Below are 18,483 nucleotides of genomic sequence, written 5' to 3'. Positions count from 1 at the left end.
GTGGGAAGCGCGATCCGCAAGAGGCACGCAGTAAGACGTCATCCCGACGTGGCTTGCAGCCGCCAAAGCGAAAGCGCCGGCACAGGGCCGGCGCTTCGCTTTGGCTTTTTTGCCCCCTCCCTTGCGAAGCAGGGGAGGGCTGGGGAGGGGTTGGCTGTTGCTGTTGCTGTTGCCCTTGCTTCTTCTCGCCCATCGGGAAAAAGCAAAAGCACCCCTCCCCAGCCCTCCCCTTCGCTGCGCGAAAGGGAGGGGGCGAAGCGGATCACCGCAGGTTGATGATCGTCTGGGTGATCTGGTCCTGGGTCTGGATCATCTGCGCGTTGGCCTGGAAGTTGCGCTGGGCGCTGATCATGTTGACCAGCTCGGCGGTCTGGTCGACGTTGGAGGCCTCCAGCGCGCCACCCTGGACCAGGCCGAAGTCCGAGGTGCCGGCCGCGCCGCGCACCGCCTGGCCCGAGGCGAAGGTCTCGGCGAAGGCGTTGTCGCCCTTCTGCTGCAGGCCCTGCGGGCTGGCGAAGCTGCTCAGGGCGACCTGGCCGATCGCCTTGGTCACGCCGTTGGAGTAGCTGGCCTGGACCACGCCCTCGGACGACACCGAGATGCCCGACAGGCTGCCGGTGCCGTAGCCGTCCTGGTTCAGCGCCGACACGGCGAACTTCTGCCCGTACTGCGCCGACTTGCTCAGGTCCAGGCTCAGCGCCATCGCGCCGGCGCCGCCGGGCGGGGTGTAGGCGGGCAGGGCGAGCTGGCCGTTGGCCGGGCTGACCAGCGCACCGCTGGAATCGTAGGTCAGCGTCTGCGTGCCGCCCACGCTGACCCCGTCGATCTGGGTCTGCACCGTCCATTCGTTGGGGTTGGCGGTCTTGCTGAAGTACAGCGACTGGGTGTGCGCCGCGCCCAGCGAGTCGTACACCGTCAGCGAGGTGGTCTGGCTGTAGGTGGTCGGGTCGGCGGCGTTGAACGGGCTGTTGGTCGGCGCGGTGGCGTTGCCGGGCAGGGTCACGCTGGCCTGGACCTTGGTGGTGACCTTGGGCGGCGCATCGCCGGTGGCCAGCTGCAGGTCGCTGAGCTTGCCGGTGTTGAAGGTGGTGCCGTCGTCGTTGGGCGCGAACACCTGCAGGCGCTGGCCGGACGGGTTGACCACGTAACCGCTGGCGTCGGTGCTGAAGTTGCCGGCGCGCGAATAGACCGTGGTGCCGTTGTCGGACAGGGTGAAGAAGCCCTGGCCGGAGACCGCCATGTCCAGCGAGTTGCCGGTGAAGTCGATGTTGCCCTGGGTGAACTGCTGGGCCACCCGCTGCAGGCGCGCGCCGGCGCCGGTGGCGTTGCTGGACACGCCATAGACCGAGGCGGCGAACACGTCGCCGAACTCGGCGCGGCTGCTCTTGAAGCCGGTGGTGTTGCTATTGGCGATGTTGTTGGAAACGACGTTCAGGTCGGACGAGGCGGCGTTCATGCCGCTTAAGGAAATGCGGAAGCTCATGGAAGGTTCTCCGTGGAGGCGTGACGGTGAGAGGGATCAGCTGACGCGGCGGATCGAGGACAGCGGGAAGCCGCCCACGCCCGCCAGGTTCAGGGTCAGTCCGGTGGACTCGATCGAGACGCTGTCCACATGCGCCATCACCCCGATGTCCAGGGCGGTGGCGGATTTCATGTCGGCGGCGGCCACCGAGCCGGTCACCGCCTTGAGGGTGTAGGTGCCGGTGCCGGCGGCAGTGCCGCTGTCGGTCAGGCCGTCCCAGTGGAACGCGGTGGCGCCGGACGCCGCCGCCTCCACCTGCAGGGTGCGCACTACGTTGCCGTTGGCGTCGGTGACCTGCAGGGTGACCGGGCCGGCGGTGGCGGCGGTGATTTCGCCGTCCAGCGTGGTGCCGGCGGTGTGGGCGACCGAGGAGGCGGTGACCATCGCGTCGTGGCCGACCAGCGAGGCCGCGCGCAGGGTCTGGTCGGACTCCATGACGCTGGCCATCGAGCCCATCGCCGTCTGCATGCCCTCGATGCCCTGCACCGTGGAGAACTGCGCCAGCTGGCCCAGGAACTGCTGGCTGTCCAGTGGCTTGAGCGGGTCCTGGTTCTTCAGCTGCTCGGTCATCAGCTTGAGGAAGTCGGCCTGGCCCAGCGCGCCGGTCGAGGCGTTCTTGTCGCTGGTGGACTTGGCCGTGCTGCTCAGGCCCAGGGCGGTGAGCTTGTCGGTGCTGGCGGTGGTGGTGACCATGGTGTGGTTGTTGTCCTGGGAAGAGCCGTTTTAGCGGCCCATGTTCAAGGTGGCGGTGGCCGTGTCCTTGGCGCTGTTGAAGACCTCCACGTTGGCCTGGTAGCTGCGCGTGGCCGAGATCAGGTCGACCATCTGCGCCACCGGATCGATGTCCGGCGCGTAGACGTAGCCATTGCCGTCGGCCAGCGGGTTGCCCGGCTCGTAGCGCTTGATCGGCGCGGCGTTGGAGTCCTGCACGGCGGCGGTGCGCACGCCGACCAGCGCCGGGTTGTTGCCGACCTGTTCGGTGGTGAACACCGGCTGCTTGGCGCGGAACACGCTGCTCGGGTCGCCGGAGACCGAGTCGGCGTTGGCCAGGTTGGAGGCCACCGTGCTCAGCCGCACCGACTGGGCGTTCATCGCCGAACCGGCGACGTCGAAGATGGGCAGGTTGCTCATGGCGGGACCTCGCTTACTGGCCGGTGATGGCGGTCAGCATCGACCGCACCTTGGATTCGATGAACGACAGCGAGGCCCGGTACTCCAGCGTGGCCTGGGCGTAGGCGGCGTTCTCGCGATCGCCGTCCACGGTGTTGCCGTCCAGGCTGGGCTGGCTGGACGGGCGGTAGAAATGCGCCGCCGCGCCGGCCTGGCCGATGGCGTTGCCGCCCTCCAGCGCGTTGGCGCCGGCCGGGGCCTGCAGGGCCGCGCCCAGGGCCGCGTTGAAGTCCAGGTCCTGCGCCTGGTAGCCGGGGGTGTCGGCGTTGGCGATATTCGAGGCCAACAGCTGCAGCCGCTGCTCGCGGATGGCCAGCGCGGTGCCGTGGATACCAAGGAAGTCGGACATGGGACGCTCCGGGGACGGATGTACGTCCAAGGCAAGGCAAGCGGCGTGCCACGCCCGGCGCGCAGGCGCGGGTGTCGGGATGCCGACGGCTTTGGTGCGGGGGTGCTCGCGTGCCTACGCGCGCGAGCACTAGTTGGGATTTGGTGCGGCGGCGCGTTCGGCATCGCCACACGTCGGCGAGCGCCGGATCAGGCGCGGCGCTCGCCGCCGCCTTGCCAAAAATCCGGCACCTGCGACGCACTGCCCAGTTCGCGCATCCAATCCCCCCGCGCGCGTCTCGCGATGCGGCGCTGCTCTCCTTCCCCAGCAATGCTGCTTGGCCCCCTCCCTTGCGAAGCAGGGGAGGGCTGGGGAGGGGTTGGCTGTTGCTGTTGCCGTTGCTCCTTCTCGCCCATCACGAAAAAAGCAAAAGCAAAGGCACCCCTCCCCCATCCCTCCCCTTCGCTTCGCGAAAGGGAGGGGGCGGGTCATGGCGACGGAAGGGGGCATGGGCACCCCTTGCCGGCACAGGACTTGCACCCACCCGCGCCATGAATCGATGCCTCGCTTCCGTCGTCCTGTCCCTGGCCGCGCTGGCGCCCGGCAATGGCCGTGCCGCCGAGCTGCAGTCGCTCGACGCCGTGCGCGCCGCGGCGCTGCAGGCGGTCGGCGGCCCGCAGGCGCAGGGCGAGGCGCGTCTGGACAACGCCCTGCGGCTGGTGGCCTGCACCCAGCCCCTGCAGGCCGTCGCCCAGGGCACGCGCATGGCCCAGGTGCGCTGCGACGACGCCCCGGGCTGGAAGATCTTCGTCCCGGTGACCGTGCGCCGCGAGGCCGACGTGGTCGTGGCCGGCGGCCCGGTGCGCCCGGGCGAACCGGTGGCCAACGCCAACCTGGTCGTCCAGCGCCGCGACCTGGGCACCACCGAAGGCGCGACCTTCGCCAGCCCCGAGCAGCTGACCGGCGCCATCGCCGCCCGCGCCCTGTCGGCCGGTGACATCGTCACCGCCGGCGACCTGCAGCAGGGCCAGCCGCTGCACCGCGGCGACCCGGTCGTGCTGGTCTCGCGCGTGGCCGGGGCGGAGATCCGCATGCCCGGCGTGGCCCTGGGCAACGCCCAGGCAGGCCAGCGCGTGGCCGTGCAGAACAGCGCCTCCAACAAGGTGGTGCGCGGCCGCGTATCGCTGGTCCCCGGCGAAGTGGACGTCGTCCAGTGAAGCTGAACAGGCACGTGACAAAATCTGTCACCCAGGTCTCAAGTTCCTGCCTGGGACGCCGTTACCGGGTTCGACTGAAGCACTTCAGGAGTGCCCCATGAGCTACAAGATCGACGGACTGCCGCCGGCCGCACACGCCGCCACCGTCGCCGCCTCGCTGGCGGCCACGCGGGTCGGTGGCGCGCGCAACGAACCCATTTCCGCCACGGCCGAGACCGACCGCCTCAGCCTGACCGGCGACGCAGAAGGACTCAAGGCCATGGGACGTGAACTGGGATCGGCACCGGCCGGCATCGACATGGGCCGCGTCGCCGCGCTCAAGGACGCCATCGCCCACGGCCGCTATACGATCGACCCGCAGGCCATCGCCTCGCGCATGCTCGACCTGGACCGCGAGCTGGGAGGCTGACATGACGACCGCCACGCTCGACCACGGCCCGCTGGGCGCGCTGGAGCAGGCGCTGCAGGAAGAACGCCGCGCGCTGCTGGACAATGATGTGATGGCCCTGCTGGCTTCCACCGAGGCCAAGGTGCGCGCGCTGCGCCAGGCCGAGGCCAACCCGCCGCCGGCCGCCGCCGCCGAACGCCTGGACGATCTGCGTCGGCTCAACCAGGCCAACGGCGTGCTGCTGGCGCGCCGCCGCCGCGAAGTGGACTGGGCGCTGCGCCACCTCGGCCGCGTCGAATCCACCGGCACCTATAACGCCGCCGGCCTGGCCGGCACGCGCGCCCACGGGCGCAGCCTCGCCGTTGTCTGAGCGGCCTGCGGGCGGGCCCGACCGCGCTCGGCAGGCGCCGCCACGCCCTGTACGCTGTGCGCCGTGTGCCTCGCCACGCGCCGCATGGCTTCGCTGGTCACCGACTGACTGAACCGGTGCAAGCATCTCCCAAGCGCGCCGGCGGGCCCGAACCCGCCCGCCGTTGAGGAGTCGCCCGTGATGAAAGCCGTGCTGTCCGTCGCCCTGTGTGCCCTGGCCCTGGCAGGCTGCACCGACCAGGAGGCCCAGCGCCGCGAACAGGCCGCCCAGCAGGCCGCCGCGCAGGCCAAGGCCGCCGACGCGCTGGCCGCGCAGTTCGACCAGGCCTATACCGCGCAGAACTGGGACCTGGCCCGCGCCCACGGCAGCGCACTGCTGCAGCAGTATCCCGACAGCCCGGCCGCGCAGAAGATCCAGGCGCGGTACGAGGAGGCCAAGTCCAAGGCCGACGCCGCGCGCGAACAGCGCCGCCTGGCCAACCTGTGGAACTACAACCAGGTGATGATCGGCAAGGGCGCCCAGGTCTCGGCCTCGATCATGAGCGCCGAGCCGCTGGACACCGACGGCAGCGGCCGCAAGCAGGACGTGCAGCTGGTGTTCCGCGACCACCCTGAGTGGAAGCGCAGCGCCTATCTGGTGCTCAAGGCCGGCGACTTCCCGTGCCTGAAGGGCTGCAAGGTCAAGGTCAGCGTCGACGACGGTAAGCCCAAGGCGATGGACGCCTGGCGCCGGACACCGACGAGGCCATCGCCATGTTCATCGAGGACTACAAGGGCCTGTGGAAGCTGGCCGCGCAGGCCAAGACGCTGAAGATCGAGTTCCCGGTCAAGGCCGGCGGCACGCGCACGGCCGAGTTCGAGACCGGCGGCCTGATACGGCGCAGATGCCGGGGTGGGGTGGGAAGTAGGCGATTGGTCGTTGGCGGAGATCTGCGGGCTGGCGTCAGAAGCAAGCCATCCGTCCATCCGTCATTCCCGCGAACGCGGGAAGTGCTTCTTGGCAGGCGCATGTCTGACCATCCAGTGCCTTCGCCTTTCTGCGAGCCCTTGCAAAAGTCCCTGGATTCCCGCGTTCGCGGGAATGACGATAAGGGGTGTTTCGCGCACCTTGGGGTTGAAGGCGGTGCGTGCCAAGGGGCGCTGATGCGCCTGCGGCATCTGCTCATGGTCGATGCTTATCACCGCGCCGCGCGCGGCGTGATGCACTGGCCGGCCTCGATCTGCCCGGGAGCCGCCCTTGATCCGCGTGCCTGGCGATGACCTCGCCACCTCGCTCCGTCCCCGCCACGCCGCGTCCCCGTTCAGGCGCATCGCGGCCCGATGTCGCGGGCCCACGGCCTGCCCGCGACCCGCGCTTTCGACGATTGGGCTATACAGCCCGGCCGGCGCGGGCGACTAAAGTCCTGCACACGGCATCTGGCTGACAAAGCCGTCACACCCGCATGCCACGCGGCCAAACGCCGCGCTCGGGCATGCACAAGCACATTGGGAGAGAACATGAAGCGGACACTGCTCACCGCAGGTCTTCTGTGCGCCGCGGGCGCTGCGAGCGCGGCGGACTGGCCGACCAGCTACAAATTCGACAACGGCGGGCAGCTGGGCATCACCGGCAACTTCGCCTACGACCAGAACCACTTCAGCGGCGACGACGCGCGCTTCGAGAACGCCGACGACATGCGGCGCAAGGAGTTCGGCGCGTTCTACAAGCTCGATGGCGTGTTCGAGATCGGCGCCCAGTACGATTACCAGTCGCACCTGTGGCTGGACGTGGCCGCGCGCTTCCAGACCAAGGCCTGGTTCGGCAAGGACTACGGCGCCATCCGCGTGGGCTACTTCAAGACCCCGATCGGCCTGGATTCGGTCGGCGCTTCGCGCACCATCTCCTTCCTGGAAGCGCCGCTGGCCACCCAGGCCATCTACGAAGGCCGGCGCACCGGCGTGGAGTGGTCGCTGACCCGCAAGACCTGGAACGTGCAGCTGCAGGCGCTGTCCGGCGCGACGATGGAAGGCACCAACTCCGGCACGACCATGGCCGGGCACTTCGCCTGGACGCCGCACAAGGCCGAGGGCGATGTCATCCACCTGGGCGTGGGCTATTCGGTCGAGAACCCGGACGCCACCTCCACCCGCGTGCGCACCAAAATCGAGGCCGGCCTGACCGACACCCGCCTGATCGACAGCGGCGCCCTGCCGGGCACCACCCATATCGAACGCGGCGGCCTGGAGTTCATCCGCATCGCCGGCCCGTTCACCGTGCTGGCCGAGCACCTGGAGGAACAGGTCGCGCGCGACGGCTACAGCGACTTCCACGCCCAGGGCAACACCGTCTACGGCAGCTGGATCGTCACTGGCGAGTCGCGCCCGTACAACGGCACGCTCGGCAACGTTGTGCCCAAGAACCCCGCCGGCGCCGTGGAACTGCTGCTGCGCTACAGCGACCTGGACCTCAACGACGCCGGCATCCGCGGCGGCTACCAGCACGACTGGACCGTGGGCGCCAACTACTACTACTCCAAGCACTTCAAGGTGCAGGCCAACTACATCAAGGCCTACAGCCGCCGCGCCGGCGTGGAAGTCGACCCCAATGCCTTCGAAGTGCGCGCGCAGGTGATGTTCTAAGCACGCCGCGCCGCGTCCTTCGACGTGGAAGAGAGCGGGCCTTCGGGCCCGCTTTTTTTGTGGTTTTTCATCAGCGTGCGCGGGACGTGTACAGGATGACATGCGCACGTGGGCGGAGAGCCCACTTCGCCGAGGAGCCGCGCCCGGCCGGGTCGAGGCGCCGCGGTCGGAAAGATCAGGACTGCTTTAGACCCAAAGGCGTTGGGCAAGCGCCTTGCCCCCTCCCTTTCGCCGCAGGCGAAGGGGAGGGCCGGGGTGGGGTGCTTTTGCTCTTCGCTTCGGTGGCTTGCCCGGTAAAGCCCCAACCCCTCCCCATCCCTCCCCTGCGCTTCGCGCAAGGGAGGGGGCACAAACCGAAGCCCTTTTACCTGACGCGCGATGCAGCGGTCCGGCGGGCGGGGGCCGCGCCTAGCGAGGCAGGACGCCGAGCGCCCGAATCAGGGCAGGATGCCCTGATTGAGGGGAAAGCGGCCCCCGCCCGCCGGACCGCTGCCCCTCCGAAGCGGGAAACGCTCGCCCAGTGGCCCCAGCGCTGGCGAGAAGAATCTCTACTCCAGCCGCGAGATGCCGCTCAAGAAGCCAATCGCGACGACAGGTTGCGCAGCTTGATCGAAGTCGAGCGCGCCGCGTAACCCCACAGCCGCGGCGTGGTGGCCAGATCGAGCATCGCCGCGGCGCGGCCTCCGTAGAGATCGGCCTTGATCTGTTCGAACTGCTGCAGCCCCTGCGCCCCCTGCTTGCAGCGCGCCAGCGCCCGCCGTAGCTCGGGCGACAGACGATCGCGATAGGCGTGCAGCAGATGGTCCACGTTGCGCAGCACCGGCTGCAGATTCATCACCGTGCGCGAATGCGGCGAGCGTGTCCTGGACACCTCGCTGTACGGCAGGGTGTACACGTAGTACGCCTCCGGCACGATGACCACGCTGGCGCCTTCCAGCAGACAGCGGATGTGCAGATCGAAGTCCTCCCCGATCTTGCAGGCCGGGTCGTAGCGCAGCGCATGCGCCTGCAGGAAGTCGCGGCGCACGATCGGCTTGATCACCGGGAAATAGGCGGCGATCCGCCCCGACAGGATCTCGCGCACCTTGGGCACGTTGTCGGAGTTGCGCAGGAACGTCGCCGCGTCCAGCCGCATCGGCGCGTCTCCCGGATTGAACGCCATCACCCCGACGTTGCGATCCAGATGCACATCGCGCAGCCACTGGTTGTCGCCGACCACGTCCAGCGCCTGCGCATCGGCCAGCGCGACCAGCCGCTCCAGCCGCTCCGGCAGCAGCGCATCGTCGGCATCCAGGAACGCGAGATAGCGCCCGCGCGCCTGATCGATGCCCGTGTTGCGCGCCACCGCCACGCCCCCGTTGCGCGCCTGCGTGAAGACACGGATGCGCGCGTCCTGCGCGGCCAACGCCTGAGCCGTGGCCAGCGTGTCGTCGCCCGAGGCGTCGTCGACGATGAGGATCTCGAAATCCTGCAGCGTCTGCTGCTGTACCGAGGCCACCGCACGGCCGATGAACTCGGCCGCGCGGTAGGCGGGAATGACGATCGAAACCAGAGGGGCCATGGGGGAGGGCTGCCTATGCGTGGGGGAGGGGTTTGCGAACCAGGTGCGCGCGCAGGACCGAACTGCCCAGCGCCGCGGCGGCCATCACGCACAGGCCCATCGCGCTCAGCGCCAGGAAGATCTCCAGCCGACCCAGGCCCATGACCCAGTGCCGCCCGAGCCCGTACAGCACGGCCAGCGTCACCAGCGCACAGGCGGCGATCGGCAGCAGATCCTGGCGCATCCAGGCGCCGTAGAGGCCCGGCACCAGCCGCCGCTGCACCACCGGCGGGTAGGCCACAAACGTCACCACCTGCACGGCGCAAGTGGACAGCGCCGTGCCCATCGCCCCGTAGCGGTAGGCCGACCAGGCGATCAGCGGCGCCCCCAGCACGGCCTGCACCGTGCTCACCCGCAGGTTCAGGCGCAGGTCGCCGAAGGCGTACTGCAGGTAGTACTGGTAGGAAGTGAAGGTCAGGAACGCGATGCCGACCATGTACCAGAACAGGATCGGCGCGGCCCACTGCGCCGCGGCCAGGTTGCCGGTCCAGGCGTACATGAGCTCCTCGCCGAACACCGCCACCATGCCGGTCAGGGGAATCATCACCACCGCGGTGAGCTGGGTGGCGCTGCGGTACAGGCGCACCAGCGGCCCAATCTCCCCACGCGAGTGCAGATAGGTCAGGCGCGGGATCAGCGCACTGCTGATCGGCGAGGCCGCCAAGATCACCGCCCCGCACAGCGCGGTGACCAGCGAGAAATACCCGTAGTCGGTCAATGGCAGCAGGCCGGACAGCAGCAGCCGGTCCAGCTGCGACAGCAGCATCCACAGCACCGAGGTGTAGGCCACGCTCAGGCCGAAGGGCAGGGCGGCCACCAGCGGCGCCCGGGCGAAGCGCAGGCCGATGCGCATGGCCGTGGCCGGGAACACCTGGTAGCTGCGCCAGGCCAGCACCACCGGCTCGACCACGGCCACCACCAGCTGGAACAGGAAGAACGCCAGCGGCGTGGGGCTGACGAACTTCAGCACCGCCAGCGACCCCAGCGCCTTGACCAGCGCCAGCACGATGTTGATGGCATTGAGCGAGACTTGCGCCTCCATGCCGTTGAGCGCGGTACGGTAGATCGAGGCGAAGAAGCGCAGGCCGATCATCCAGCCCATCAGCGCCACGCACAGACTGACCTGGCCGGGGTCCAGCGTCTGCACCTTGAACCAGTGCGCGCCGATCAGCGGACTGGCCGCACTCATCGCCAGCCCGGTCGCCAGCGCGATGCCGGCGAAGATCAGCTCGACGCTGCGCAGGATCCGGCGGAAGTCCGTGAAGCCCTCCGCCGTGGCGCGCGCACGCGCCACCTCGCGGTTGAGCATCGGGGATAGCCCCACGTCCAGCAGCCCCAGCCACAGCTGCAGGACCACGAAGAACCCGACCAGGCCATAGGCCTCTGCCCCCAGGTACTTCAGATAGAACGGCACGAACACGATGCCGACCAGCGTCGAGACACCCTGCCCCAGATAGTTGGCCAGCGCATTCATGCGCACGGAGGGGGGGCGGGTCATGGAATCCAGGTGTGGCCGAAAGCTGCGAGAGAACATAACGCGCGGACCGGTCTTTTTAGGACGCCGTCGCACGAATCTGTAACGTCCTGACAAAAAGCGGCTCTCGGCCGAGGCAGCGTGAGGTCCGTGCACGCGCCCAGCCCCCTCCCTTTCGCCGCAGGCGAAGGGGAGGGCCGGGGAGGGGTGCTTTTGCCTCGCTTCGGCGGATTGCCCGGGAAAGCCTCAACCCCTCCCCATCCCTCCCCTGCGCTTCGCGCAAGGGAGGGGGCTCAAACCGAAGCCCCTTAACCTGACGCGAGAGGCAGCGGGCCGGCTGGCGGGGGGCGCCTAGCGAGGCAGGAGCCGAGCGCCCGAATCAGGGCAGGATGCCCTGATCGAGGGAAAAGCGGACGCCGCCCGCCGGACCGCTGTCCATCCGAAGCCAGAGCGCTCTCAACCGCCCGATCCCCAAACCGAGAGAAGAACCAAAACAAAGGGCGGCCCAAAGGCCGCCCCTTCACACCCAGGTCGCGACCAGCGCAGCCCCTACAGCGCGTAGCCGAACTGCTGCTTGAACTGGTCGTTGAACTCGTCGAAGTCGAAGCGCTGGTTCTGCGTGCCCGGATGCTCGACCTTGAGCGCGCCCATCAGATTGCCCATGCGGCCGATGGTCAGCCAGTCGCAGCCACGCTCGATGCCGAAGATCAGCCCCGCGCGGAACGCATCGCCGCAGCCGGTCGGGTCCACCACCCGGCGCTCGTGCGCCGGCGGAATGTCGTAGGTCTTGCCCGGCGTATGCACCAGCGCCCCCTTGGGGCCCTGCGTGGTGATGTAGGCCTCCACCCGCGAGACGATGTCCTGCTCGTTCCAGCCGGTGCGCTCCTGCAGCAGATTGGACTCGTAATCGTTGACGACCACGTAGTTGGCCTGCTCGATGAAGGTGCGCAGCTCCTCGCCGTTGAACAGCGGCATCGCCTGACCCGGATCGAAGATGAAGCGGATCCCGCCTTCGGCGAACTCCTGCGAGTTCTGCAGCATGCCCTCGCGCCCGTCGGGCCCGACCAGCCCGATGGTCACCCCGGGCACATCCTTCACGTGGTTCTCGTAGGACCGCATCATCGCCCCCGGATGGAAGGCGGTGATCTGGTTGTTGTCGTGATCGGTGGTGATGAAGGCCTGGGGCGTGAACAGCTCATCGATCACCTTCACACAGGACAGATCGATGCCCAGCGACTCGAAATGCTCCCGGTACGGCCCGAAGTCCTGGCCCACCGTGCCCATCGGCAGCGGCTTGCCGCCCAGCAAATGCAGGTTGTAGGCGATGTTGCCGGCGCAGCCGCCGAACTCGCGGCGCATGCGCGGGACCAGGAAGGACACATTCAGGATGTGCACCTTGTCCGGCAGAATGTGGTTCTTGAACTGGTCCGGAAACACCATGATGGTGTCGTAGGCGAGGGAACCACAGATCAGTGCGGACATTGGCTCGTGTCTGGCTGGCGTTGGCGCGGCCGGCCGGCGCGGGTCGCACGCGGCAGGCTCGGGATAAGAGGAACCGACCCGACCGGGGCGGCAAACGGCGACAAGGGTATCGTCTGGGGCCGGGCAGGGCCAGACGCGCGTGCGGCGGCCGACCCGCCGAAGGTGGCCGAGGGCCTTGTTCAGCCAGCGATTTTCCTTGTATGGCGCAGGGGGGATTGCTAGGCTAGCCGACCCCTTTTTTGCCCATTTTTTCGCCAGCGGCGCAGGGCATTCGCACTTTTTTCGAAGGATCTGGTCCCCCGATGTTCAAAAAGCTGCGCGGCATGTTCTCCAACGACCTGTCCATCGACCTGGGCACGGCCAACACCCTGATCTACGTGCGCGGCCAGGGCATCGTGCTCAACGAACCCTCGGTGGTCGCCGTGCGCCAGGACCGCGCCATCGGCGGCACCCGCTCGGTCGCCGCGGTCGGCTCGGAGGCCAAGCAGATGCTGGGCCGCACCCCCGGCCACATCACCACCATCCGCCCGATGAAGGACGGCGTCATCGCCGACTTCACCTACACCGAGGCGATGCTCAAGTACTTCATCAAGAAGGTGCACAAGTCGCGCGTACTGCGTCCCTCGCCGCGCGTGCTGGTGTGCGTGCCGGCCGGCAGCACCCAGGTCGAGCGCCGCGCGATCAAGGAATCGGCCGAGGAGGCCGGCGCCCGCGACGTCTACCTGATCGAGGAACCGATGGCCGCGGCGATCGGCGCCGGCCTGCCGGTGACCGAGGCGCGCGGCTCGATGGTCATCGACATCGGCGGCGGCACCACCGAGGTGGCGGTGATCTCGCTCAACGGCATCGTCTACTCGCAGTCGGTGCGCATCGGCGGCGACAAGTTCGACGAGTCGATCACCAACTACGTGCGCCGCAACCACGGCATGCTGATCGGCGAGGCCACCGCCGAGCGGATCAAGGTCGAACTGGGCTGCGCCTACCCGCCGCCGGTGGTGGAGGAGATGGAGATCTCCGGCCGCAACCTGGCCGAGGGCGTGCCCAAGATGATCCGGATCAACTCCAACGAGGTCCTCGAGGCCCTGCACGAGCCGCTGTCGGGCATCGTCAGCGCGGTCAAGCTGGCCCTGGAGCAGACCCCGCCGGAGCTGTGCGCCGACGTGGCCGAGCGCGGCATCGTGCTGACCGGCGGCGGCGCCCTGCTGCGCGACCTGGACAAGCTGATCTCCGAGGAAACCGGCCTGCACGTGCAGGTCGCCGACGATCCGCTGACCTGCGTGGCCCGCGGCGGCGGCCGCGCGCTGGAGCTGGTGGACATGCACGGCAACGAGTTCTTCGCGCCGGAATGAGAGCGGCGCAGGGAGCGGAGTCCAGGGGCCAGCGGCCAGTGCAAGGCGCCTGATCGTCCGTCTCCCGAGCGCGCGCCGTCGGTGCCGCCCGCGTTCGCTGTTTCCTGATCCCTGGCCTCCGACCCCTGGCCCCTGCCGAGTTCATGCCTTCCTACGCCGGCCCTCCTGTAGCCCCCCGTCCGGGCGAGATCGCCAGCTCCCTGCGGCTGCTGGCGTACCTGGCGCTGGGCGTGGCGCTGGTGATCCTGGACCACCGCGGCGGCTGGCTGGCCCAGGCCAGGCAGCAGCTGGGCCTGGCCGCGCAACCGCTGTGGTGGGTGGCCGGGCTGCCCGGCAAGCTGGGCGCGCGCCTGCAGGACGACGCGGCCACGCTGGGCCAGCTGACCGAGGAAAACCGCCGCCTGCGCGACGAGCTGCTGATCTCCAACGCGCGCCTGACCCGGCTGAGCGCCGCGGTGGCCGACAACGCCCAGCTGCGCGCCCTGCTGGGCGCGGCCGGCAACCGCGGCCTGGACGTACAGCTGGCCGCGGTGCTCAACATCGACCTGGACCCGACCCGGCAGCGCCTGGTGATCGACGCCGGCAGCCGCGACGGCGTGCACGTGGGCCAGCCGGTGATCGACGCCGGCGGCCTGCTCGGCCAGATCGTGCAGGTGATGCCGACCTATTCCACCGTGCTGCTGCTGACCGACCCGGACCACGCCGTGCCGGTGATGGTCCAGCGCAGCGGCGTGCGCCTGCTGGCCTCCGGCAACGGCCGCAGCGACCAGCTGCAGCTGGTCAACGTGCCGCTCAACGCCGACATCAAGGACGGCGACGTGGTGGTGACCTCCGGCCTCGGCGGGCGCTTCCCGCCCGGCTTCCCGGTCGGCACCGTGGCCGACCTGCACGCCGACGACAGCCGCACCTTCCTGGTCGGCGAGCTGCGCCCGGCCGCGCACCTGGACCGCGGGCGCAATGTGCTGCTGCTCAAGGCGGCCGCGGCGGTGCCGGCGGTTCCCAATGTCGGGATGCCAGGCGAGGGACCGGACGCCGGGGGCCAGGAGCCGGCGAAAGGCAATGGCAAGGCCAGCGGCAGGAACGACGGCGGTGGCGTGGCAGGCGCGACACTTTCGCAGCCCTCGGCATCTGCCGCTTCCGCGCCTCGCCCGGCACCTGGCGCCCAGCCCGCAACCCCAACTCCCGGCGCCTCCGCTTCTGCCCCGGCTGCAGGCGCACGCTCGCCGAGCCCGGCGCCTGACGCCTCTGCTGCTTCCCCGGCCCCCGCCTCTGCGCAGGAGCCCCGCCCATGAGCCGCCAGCGCAAGGGCTGGGTGCTGCCGGTGAGCGTGCTGGTGGCGCTGCTGCTGGCCCTGCTACCGCTGCCGCCGCTGCTGCAGCCGTTGCGGCCGTACTGGCTGGCGCTGGTGCTGGCTTACTGGGTGATCGAGGAACCGGAACGGGTCGGGCTGGGCTTCGTGTTCGTGGTCGGGCTGATCGCCGACATCAGCTTCGGCGGCTTGCTCGGCGAGCAGGCGCTGCGGCTGGTGGTGATGGCCTTCATCCTGCAGCGCTTCCGCGCACGGCTGCGCTTCTTCCCGCTCTCCCAGCAGGCGCTGGCGCTGGGCGGGCTGCTGCTCAACGACCGCATCGTCGCCAGCGCGATCCATCTGGCCATCGGCGAGCCGCTGCTGCCCTGGGCCTACTGGTGGGCGCCGCTGATCGGCATGGCGCTGTGGCCGCCGGTGTTCGTGCTGCTCGACGCGCTGCGCCTGGGCCGGCGTTCCTGAGCGGGCAACCCTGACCATGTCGCGTCGCCGCCCGCTCAAGAATGCCCATGCCGAGGCCGACCAGTTCCGCCGGCGCGCGGCGCTGGGCTTCCTGGGCGTGTTCGTCTGCCTGGCCGGGCTGGGCGCGTGGTACTTCAAGCTGCAGGTGCTCGATCACGCCGAGTACGCCACGCGCTCGGAGGCCAACCGCATCAAGCTGCGCCCAGTCGTGCCGGCGCGCGGCAGCATCTACGACCGCAACGGCGTGCTGCTGGCCGAGAACATCCCGGCCTTCCGCCTGGACGTGGTGCCCGACCAGGCCGGCGATCCGGACGAGTGGCTGGATGCGCTGGGCAAGGTGGTGGCGCTGGATCCGGAGGAGGTCAAGCACTTCCTGGCCGTGCGCAAGGTCAGCCGCGGGTTTCGCGGCATCACCATCAAGCCCAAGCTGAGCGAGGAGGAGATCGCCGCGCTGGCGGTGGACCGCTGGCGCTTCCCGGGCGTGGAAGTGGTGCCTTATCTGACCCGCCACTACCCCTATGGCCCGCTGCTGGCGCACGTCATCGGCTACGTCGGGCGCGTGGACGAGGCCGACCTGGCGCAGCTCGGTGAAGGCAACTCGGCGCTGACCCATGTCGGCAAGACCGGCCTGGAGCGCTATTACGAGCAGCAGCTGCGCGGCAAGGTCGGCTACGAGAAGGTCGAGACCAACGTGGAAGGCCGCGCCCTGGGCGTGGTCGGGCGCGTGCCGGCCCAGGCCGGCACCGATCTGAAGCTGTCTATCGACATCAAGCTGCAGCAGGCCATGACCGAGGCCTTCGGCCAATACGAGGGCGCGGCGGTGGCGATGGACCCGCGCACCGGGCAGATCCTGGGCATGGTCAGCCTGCCCAGCTACGACACCAACCTGTTCGTCAACGGCATCTCCACCCGCGACTTCAAGGCGCTCAACGAGAACCCCTCGCGCCCGCAGTTCAACCGGCTGGTGCTGGGCGGCGTGGCGCCGGGCTCGACCATCAAGCCGCTGATGGGCCTGGCCGGGCTGGACAGCGGCACGCGCCGGCCGCAGGACAAGATCCTGTCCACCGGCATGTTCTACCTGCCCGGCGTCAGCCGCGGCTGGGCGACTCGCACCGCGGCGGCCATGGCTGGACCGACCTGCGCAAGTCCATCGCCCAGTCGGTCAACACCTACTACTACAAGCTCGCCGTGGACATGGGCATCACCCAGGTCGACGCGTACATGACCAAGTACGGCTTCGGCGCGCCCACCGGCATCGACCTGGCCGGCGAGATCGGCGGCATCGTGCCGTCGCCGGCCTACAAGATGAAGAGCCGCAAGGAGGCCTGGTATCCCGGCGATACGGTCAACATCGCCATCGGCCAGGGCGACTGGAAGGTCACCCCGCTGCAGCTGGTGCGCGCCATCTCCGGCGTGGCCGACGGCCAGCTGCGCACCCCGCGCCTGGTGATGGACACGCGCAACGGCTTCGACCAGCCCTGGCAGCCGATCGCGCCCGGTCCGACCAAGCCGATCAGCGATCGCCCGGACAATCTGCAGTGGGTGCGCGAGGGCATGATGGACACCATGCGCCCGGGCGGCAGCGGCTATGCCATCGCCGTCGGCGCGCCGTACCAGATGGCCGGCAAGACCGGCACCGCGCAGGTGGTCAGCCGCAAGGGACTGGCCGCGGTCGATCCGCGCAGCCTGCCCATGCACCTGCGTCACCGCTCGCTGTTCGAGGGCTTCGCCCCGGCCCAGGCGCCGACCATCGCCCTGGCCATCGCGGTGGAGGGCGGCGGCTACGGCGCCAGCACCGCCGCGCCGATCGCGCGCAGGATCTTCGACGCCTGGCTGCTGGGCAAGATGCCGGGCGACACGCCGGACGCGCCGGACATCGTCGTGCCCGAGGACGGCACCGACACCGGCGCCGCGCCGCCGGCCCCGTCCGAGATCCCGGGCGCGCCCGGACCGACCCCGCCGCCGGCCCCGACCGCCGCGCCGGTGCCGGCCGCCGCGCCGGTGCCGGCCGAGGCGCCGCGCGAACCGCAGGCCGCGCCATGACCGGCCTGCTGCGCTACCTGGGCGATCTGGTCTGGCGCTTCGCGCGCAGCCTGGACTGGGTGCTGTGCCTGGCCCTGGCCGGCGTGATGTGCTTCGGCCTGGCGGTGATGAAGAGCGCCGGTGGCGCCACCGGCGGCACCCATCTGGTGATCGCCCAGGGCATGCGCTTCGTCATCGGCGCCGGCGCGATGTGGGCGCTCTCGCGCGTGCAGATGCCGCGCCTGCGCGCCTGGACGCCGCTGATCTACGCGCTGTCCATGTTGCCGCTGCTGGCGGTGTTCGTGCTGGGCACCGGCAAGTACGGGCGCCAGTGGCTGGACCTGAAGGTGTTCTACCTGCAGCCGGCCGAGCTGCTCAAGATCACCATGCCGATGATGGTGGCCTGGTACCTGTACCGCGTGCCGCTGCCGCCGCGCTTCACCACCGTGCTGATCGCCGCGGCGATCATCGGCATTCCCACCGGGCTGATCATGCTGCAGCCGGACTTCGGCACCGGCGTGCTGATCGCCGCTTCCGGCGCGTTCGCGCTGCTGCTGGCCGGGCTGCCGTGGTGGTGGGTCGGCATCGGCGTGGCCGGCGTGGCCAGCGCCGCGCCGCTGGCCTGGTTCTTCCTGCTGCGGCCCTACCAGAAGGACCGCATCATGATGTTCCTCAACCCCGAGAGCGATGCGCTGGGCGCGGGCTGGAACATCATCCAGTCCAAGATCGCCATCGGCTCGGGCGGCCTGACCGGCAAGGGCTGGGGCCTGGGCAGCCAGTCGCATCTGAACTTCATCCCCGAGCAGACCACCGACTTCGCCTTCTCGGTGCTGAGCGAGGAGTTCGGCTGGATCGGCGTGGCCACGCTGCTGACGCTGTATCTGGTGATCGTCGGGCGCTGCCTGTGGATCGCCATGCAGGCGCGCGACACCTATTCGCGCGTGCTGGCCGGCTCGCTGGGGCTGGCGTTCTTCGTCTACGTGCTGGTCAACGGCGGCATGATCTCCGGCCTGCTGCCGGTAGTGGGCGTGCCGATGCCGCTGATGAGCTACGGCGGCACCTCGGCGGTGTCGCTGCTGGCCGGACTGGGCCTGGTGATGGCGGTGCGCTCGCACCGGCCGGTGAATCGCTAGCGCCTGCCTGGGCACCGATCACAGGCCCTGGATGTCCGTCGC

The 18,483-nt window shown here is 69.5% G+C and carries 16 protein-coding genes and 2 pseudogenes; 10 read left to right on the top strand and 8 right to left on the bottom strand.

Annotation, left to right across the window (positions count from 1 at the left end):
- Positions 1 to 262: 262 nt before the first annotated feature.
- From flgE to flgB, 4 genes are read right to left on the bottom strand one after another with little or no spacing between them, the layout of a single operon-like run.
- Complete coding sequence (gene flgE, locus ACFJIT_RS12820) at positions 263 to 1,483, bottom strand: flagellar hook protein FlgE (RefSeq protein ID WP_379653818.1); 1,221 nt, start codon at positions 1,481 to 1,483, stop codon at positions 263 to 265.
- A gap of 36 nt (positions 1,484 to 1,519) precedes the next feature.
- Positions 1,520 to 2,215, bottom strand: coding sequence for a flagellar hook assembly protein FlgD (locus ACFJIT_RS12815; protein WP_130523232.1), 696 nt, complete (start codon positions 2,213 to 2,215; stop codon positions 1,520 to 1,522).
- A 30-nt stretch (positions 2,216 to 2,245) separates the two neighbouring features.
- On the bottom strand, positions 2,246 to 2,653 hold the full coding sequence (gene flgC / locus ACFJIT_RS12810; protein WP_130515600.1) for a flagellar basal body rod protein FlgC: 408 nt from the start codon (positions 2,651 to 2,653) through the stop codon (positions 2,246 to 2,248).
- A 13-nt stretch (positions 2,654 to 2,666) separates the two neighbouring features.
- On the bottom strand, positions 2,667 to 3,041 hold the full coding sequence (flgB, locus tag ACFJIT_RS12805) for a flagellar basal body rod protein FlgB (RefSeq protein ID WP_130515602.1): 375 nt from the start codon (positions 3,039 to 3,041) through the stop codon (positions 2,667 to 2,669).
- Between the two features lie 530 nt (positions 3,042 to 3,571).
- Here flgB and flgA point away from each other — a divergent pair.
- The 4 genes and pseudogenes from flgA to ACFJIT_RS12785 all read left to right on the top strand — a co-directional run bounded on the left by flgA (position 3,572) and on the right by ACFJIT_RS12785 (position 5,902).
- Positions 3,572 to 4,237: a flagellar basal body P-ring formation chaperone FlgA gene (gene flgA / locus ACFJIT_RS12800; protein WP_130561192.1), complete on the top strand. Its 666-nt coding sequence runs from the start codon at positions 3,572 to 3,574 to the stop codon at positions 4,235 to 4,237.
- Between the two features lie 97 nt (positions 4,238 to 4,334).
- Positions 4,335 to 4,646 (top strand): flagellar biosynthesis anti-sigma factor FlgM, encoded by a 312-nt coding sequence (gene flgM / locus ACFJIT_RS12795; protein WP_130515606.1) that lies wholly within the window; start codon positions 4,335 to 4,337, stop codon positions 4,644 to 4,646.
- Position 4,647: 1 nt separating this feature from the next.
- Positions 4,648 to 4,995 carry a flagellar protein FlgN gene (locus ACFJIT_RS12790; RefSeq protein ID WP_130515608.1) on the top strand — a complete coding sequence of 116 codons (348 nt, stop codon included), beginning with the start codon at positions 4,648 to 4,650 and terminating at the stop codon, positions 4,993 to 4,995.
- A gap of 180 nt (positions 4,996 to 5,175) precedes the next feature.
- Positions 5,176 to 5,902: pseudogene (locus ACFJIT_RS12785) on the top strand (hypothetical protein).
- A 61-nt stretch (positions 5,903 to 5,963) separates the two neighbouring features.
- Here ACFJIT_RS12785 and ACFJIT_RS12780 read toward each other — a convergent pair.
- The gene (locus tag ACFJIT_RS12780; protein WP_379653817.1) at positions 5,964 to 6,200 is read right to left on the bottom strand and encodes a hypothetical protein; all 237 of its coding nucleotides are present in this window, start codon (positions 6,198 to 6,200) and stop codon (positions 5,964 to 5,966) included.
- Between the two features lie 291 nt (positions 6,201 to 6,491).
- Between ACFJIT_RS12780 and ACFJIT_RS12775 the strand changes: the two genes are divergently transcribed.
- Positions 6,492 to 7,613 (top strand): OprO/OprP family phosphate-selective porin, encoded by a 1,122-nt coding sequence (locus ACFJIT_RS12775; protein ID WP_165403053.1) that lies wholly within the window; start codon positions 6,492 to 6,494, stop codon positions 7,611 to 7,613.
- Between the two features lie 571 nt (positions 7,614 to 8,184).
- On the opposite strand, the gene ACFJIT_RS12770 is transcribed toward ACFJIT_RS12775, so the two are convergent.
- From ACFJIT_RS12770 to ACFJIT_RS12760, 3 genes are all read right to left on the bottom strand, one after another.
- Positions 8,185 to 9,174: a glycosyltransferase family 2 protein gene (locus tag ACFJIT_RS12770; protein WP_379653816.1), complete on the bottom strand. Its 990-nt coding sequence runs from the start codon at positions 9,172 to 9,174 to the stop codon at positions 8,185 to 8,187.
- 13 nt (positions 9,175 to 9,187) lie between these two features.
- Positions 9,188 to 10,711, bottom strand: a complete 1,524-nt coding sequence (locus ACFJIT_RS12765; protein WP_379653815.1) for a lipopolysaccharide biosynthesis protein — start codon at positions 10,709 to 10,711, stop codon at positions 9,188 to 9,190.
- 525 nt (positions 10,712 to 11,236) lie between these two features.
- Positions 11,237 to 12,169: a carbohydrate kinase family protein gene (locus ACFJIT_RS12760; RefSeq protein WP_130523238.1), complete on the bottom strand. Its 933-nt coding sequence runs from the start codon at positions 12,167 to 12,169 to the stop codon at positions 11,237 to 11,239.
- A gap of 302 nt (positions 12,170 to 12,471) precedes the next feature.
- On the opposite strand from ACFJIT_RS12760, the gene ACFJIT_RS12755 reads away from it, so the two are divergent.
- From ACFJIT_RS12755 to rodA, 5 genes and pseudogenes are all read left to right on the top strand, one after another.
- A complete protein-coding gene (locus tag ACFJIT_RS12755) occupies positions 12,472 to 13,518 on the top strand; it encodes a rod shape-determining protein (RefSeq protein WP_130515619.1) in 1,047 nt (348 codons plus the stop codon).
- Between the two features lie 143 nt (positions 13,519 to 13,661).
- Complete coding sequence (gene mreC, locus ACFJIT_RS12750; RefSeq protein ID WP_379653814.1) at positions 13,662 to 14,810, top strand: rod shape-determining protein MreC; 1,149 nt, start codon at positions 13,662 to 13,664, stop codon at positions 14,808 to 14,810.
- Positions 14,807 to 15,286, top strand: coding sequence for a rod shape-determining protein MreD (gene mreD, locus ACFJIT_RS12745; protein ID WP_130515623.1), 480 nt, complete (start codon positions 14,807 to 14,809; stop codon positions 15,284 to 15,286). The genes mreC and mreD overlap by 4 nt, the downstream gene beginning before the upstream one ends.
- Positions 15,287 to 15,302: 16 nt before the next feature.
- Positions 15,303 to 17,329 (top strand): annotated as a pseudogene (gene mrdA / locus ACFJIT_RS12740) (penicillin-binding protein 2).
- The gene (gene rodA / locus ACFJIT_RS12735; RefSeq protein WP_130530844.1) at positions 17,326 to 18,441 is read left to right on the top strand and encodes a rod shape-determining protein RodA; all 1,116 of its coding nucleotides are present in this window, start codon (positions 17,326 to 17,328) and stop codon (positions 18,439 to 18,441) included. The pseudogene mrdA and the gene rodA overlap by 4 nt, the downstream one beginning before the upstream one ends.
- The last annotated feature ends 42 nt before the right edge of the window (positions 18,442 to 18,483 follow it).

It is taken from the genome of Pseudoxanthomonas sp. UC19_8, from assembly GCF_042700505.1.
Classification (GTDB): Bacteria; Pseudomonadota; Gammaproteobacteria; order Xanthomonadales; family Xanthomonadaceae; genus Pseudoxanthomonas_A; species Pseudoxanthomonas_A winnipegensis.
The sequence above is the reverse complement of the archived record's forward strand: the minus strand, read 5'-3'. Positions and strand labels throughout refer to the sequence as shown.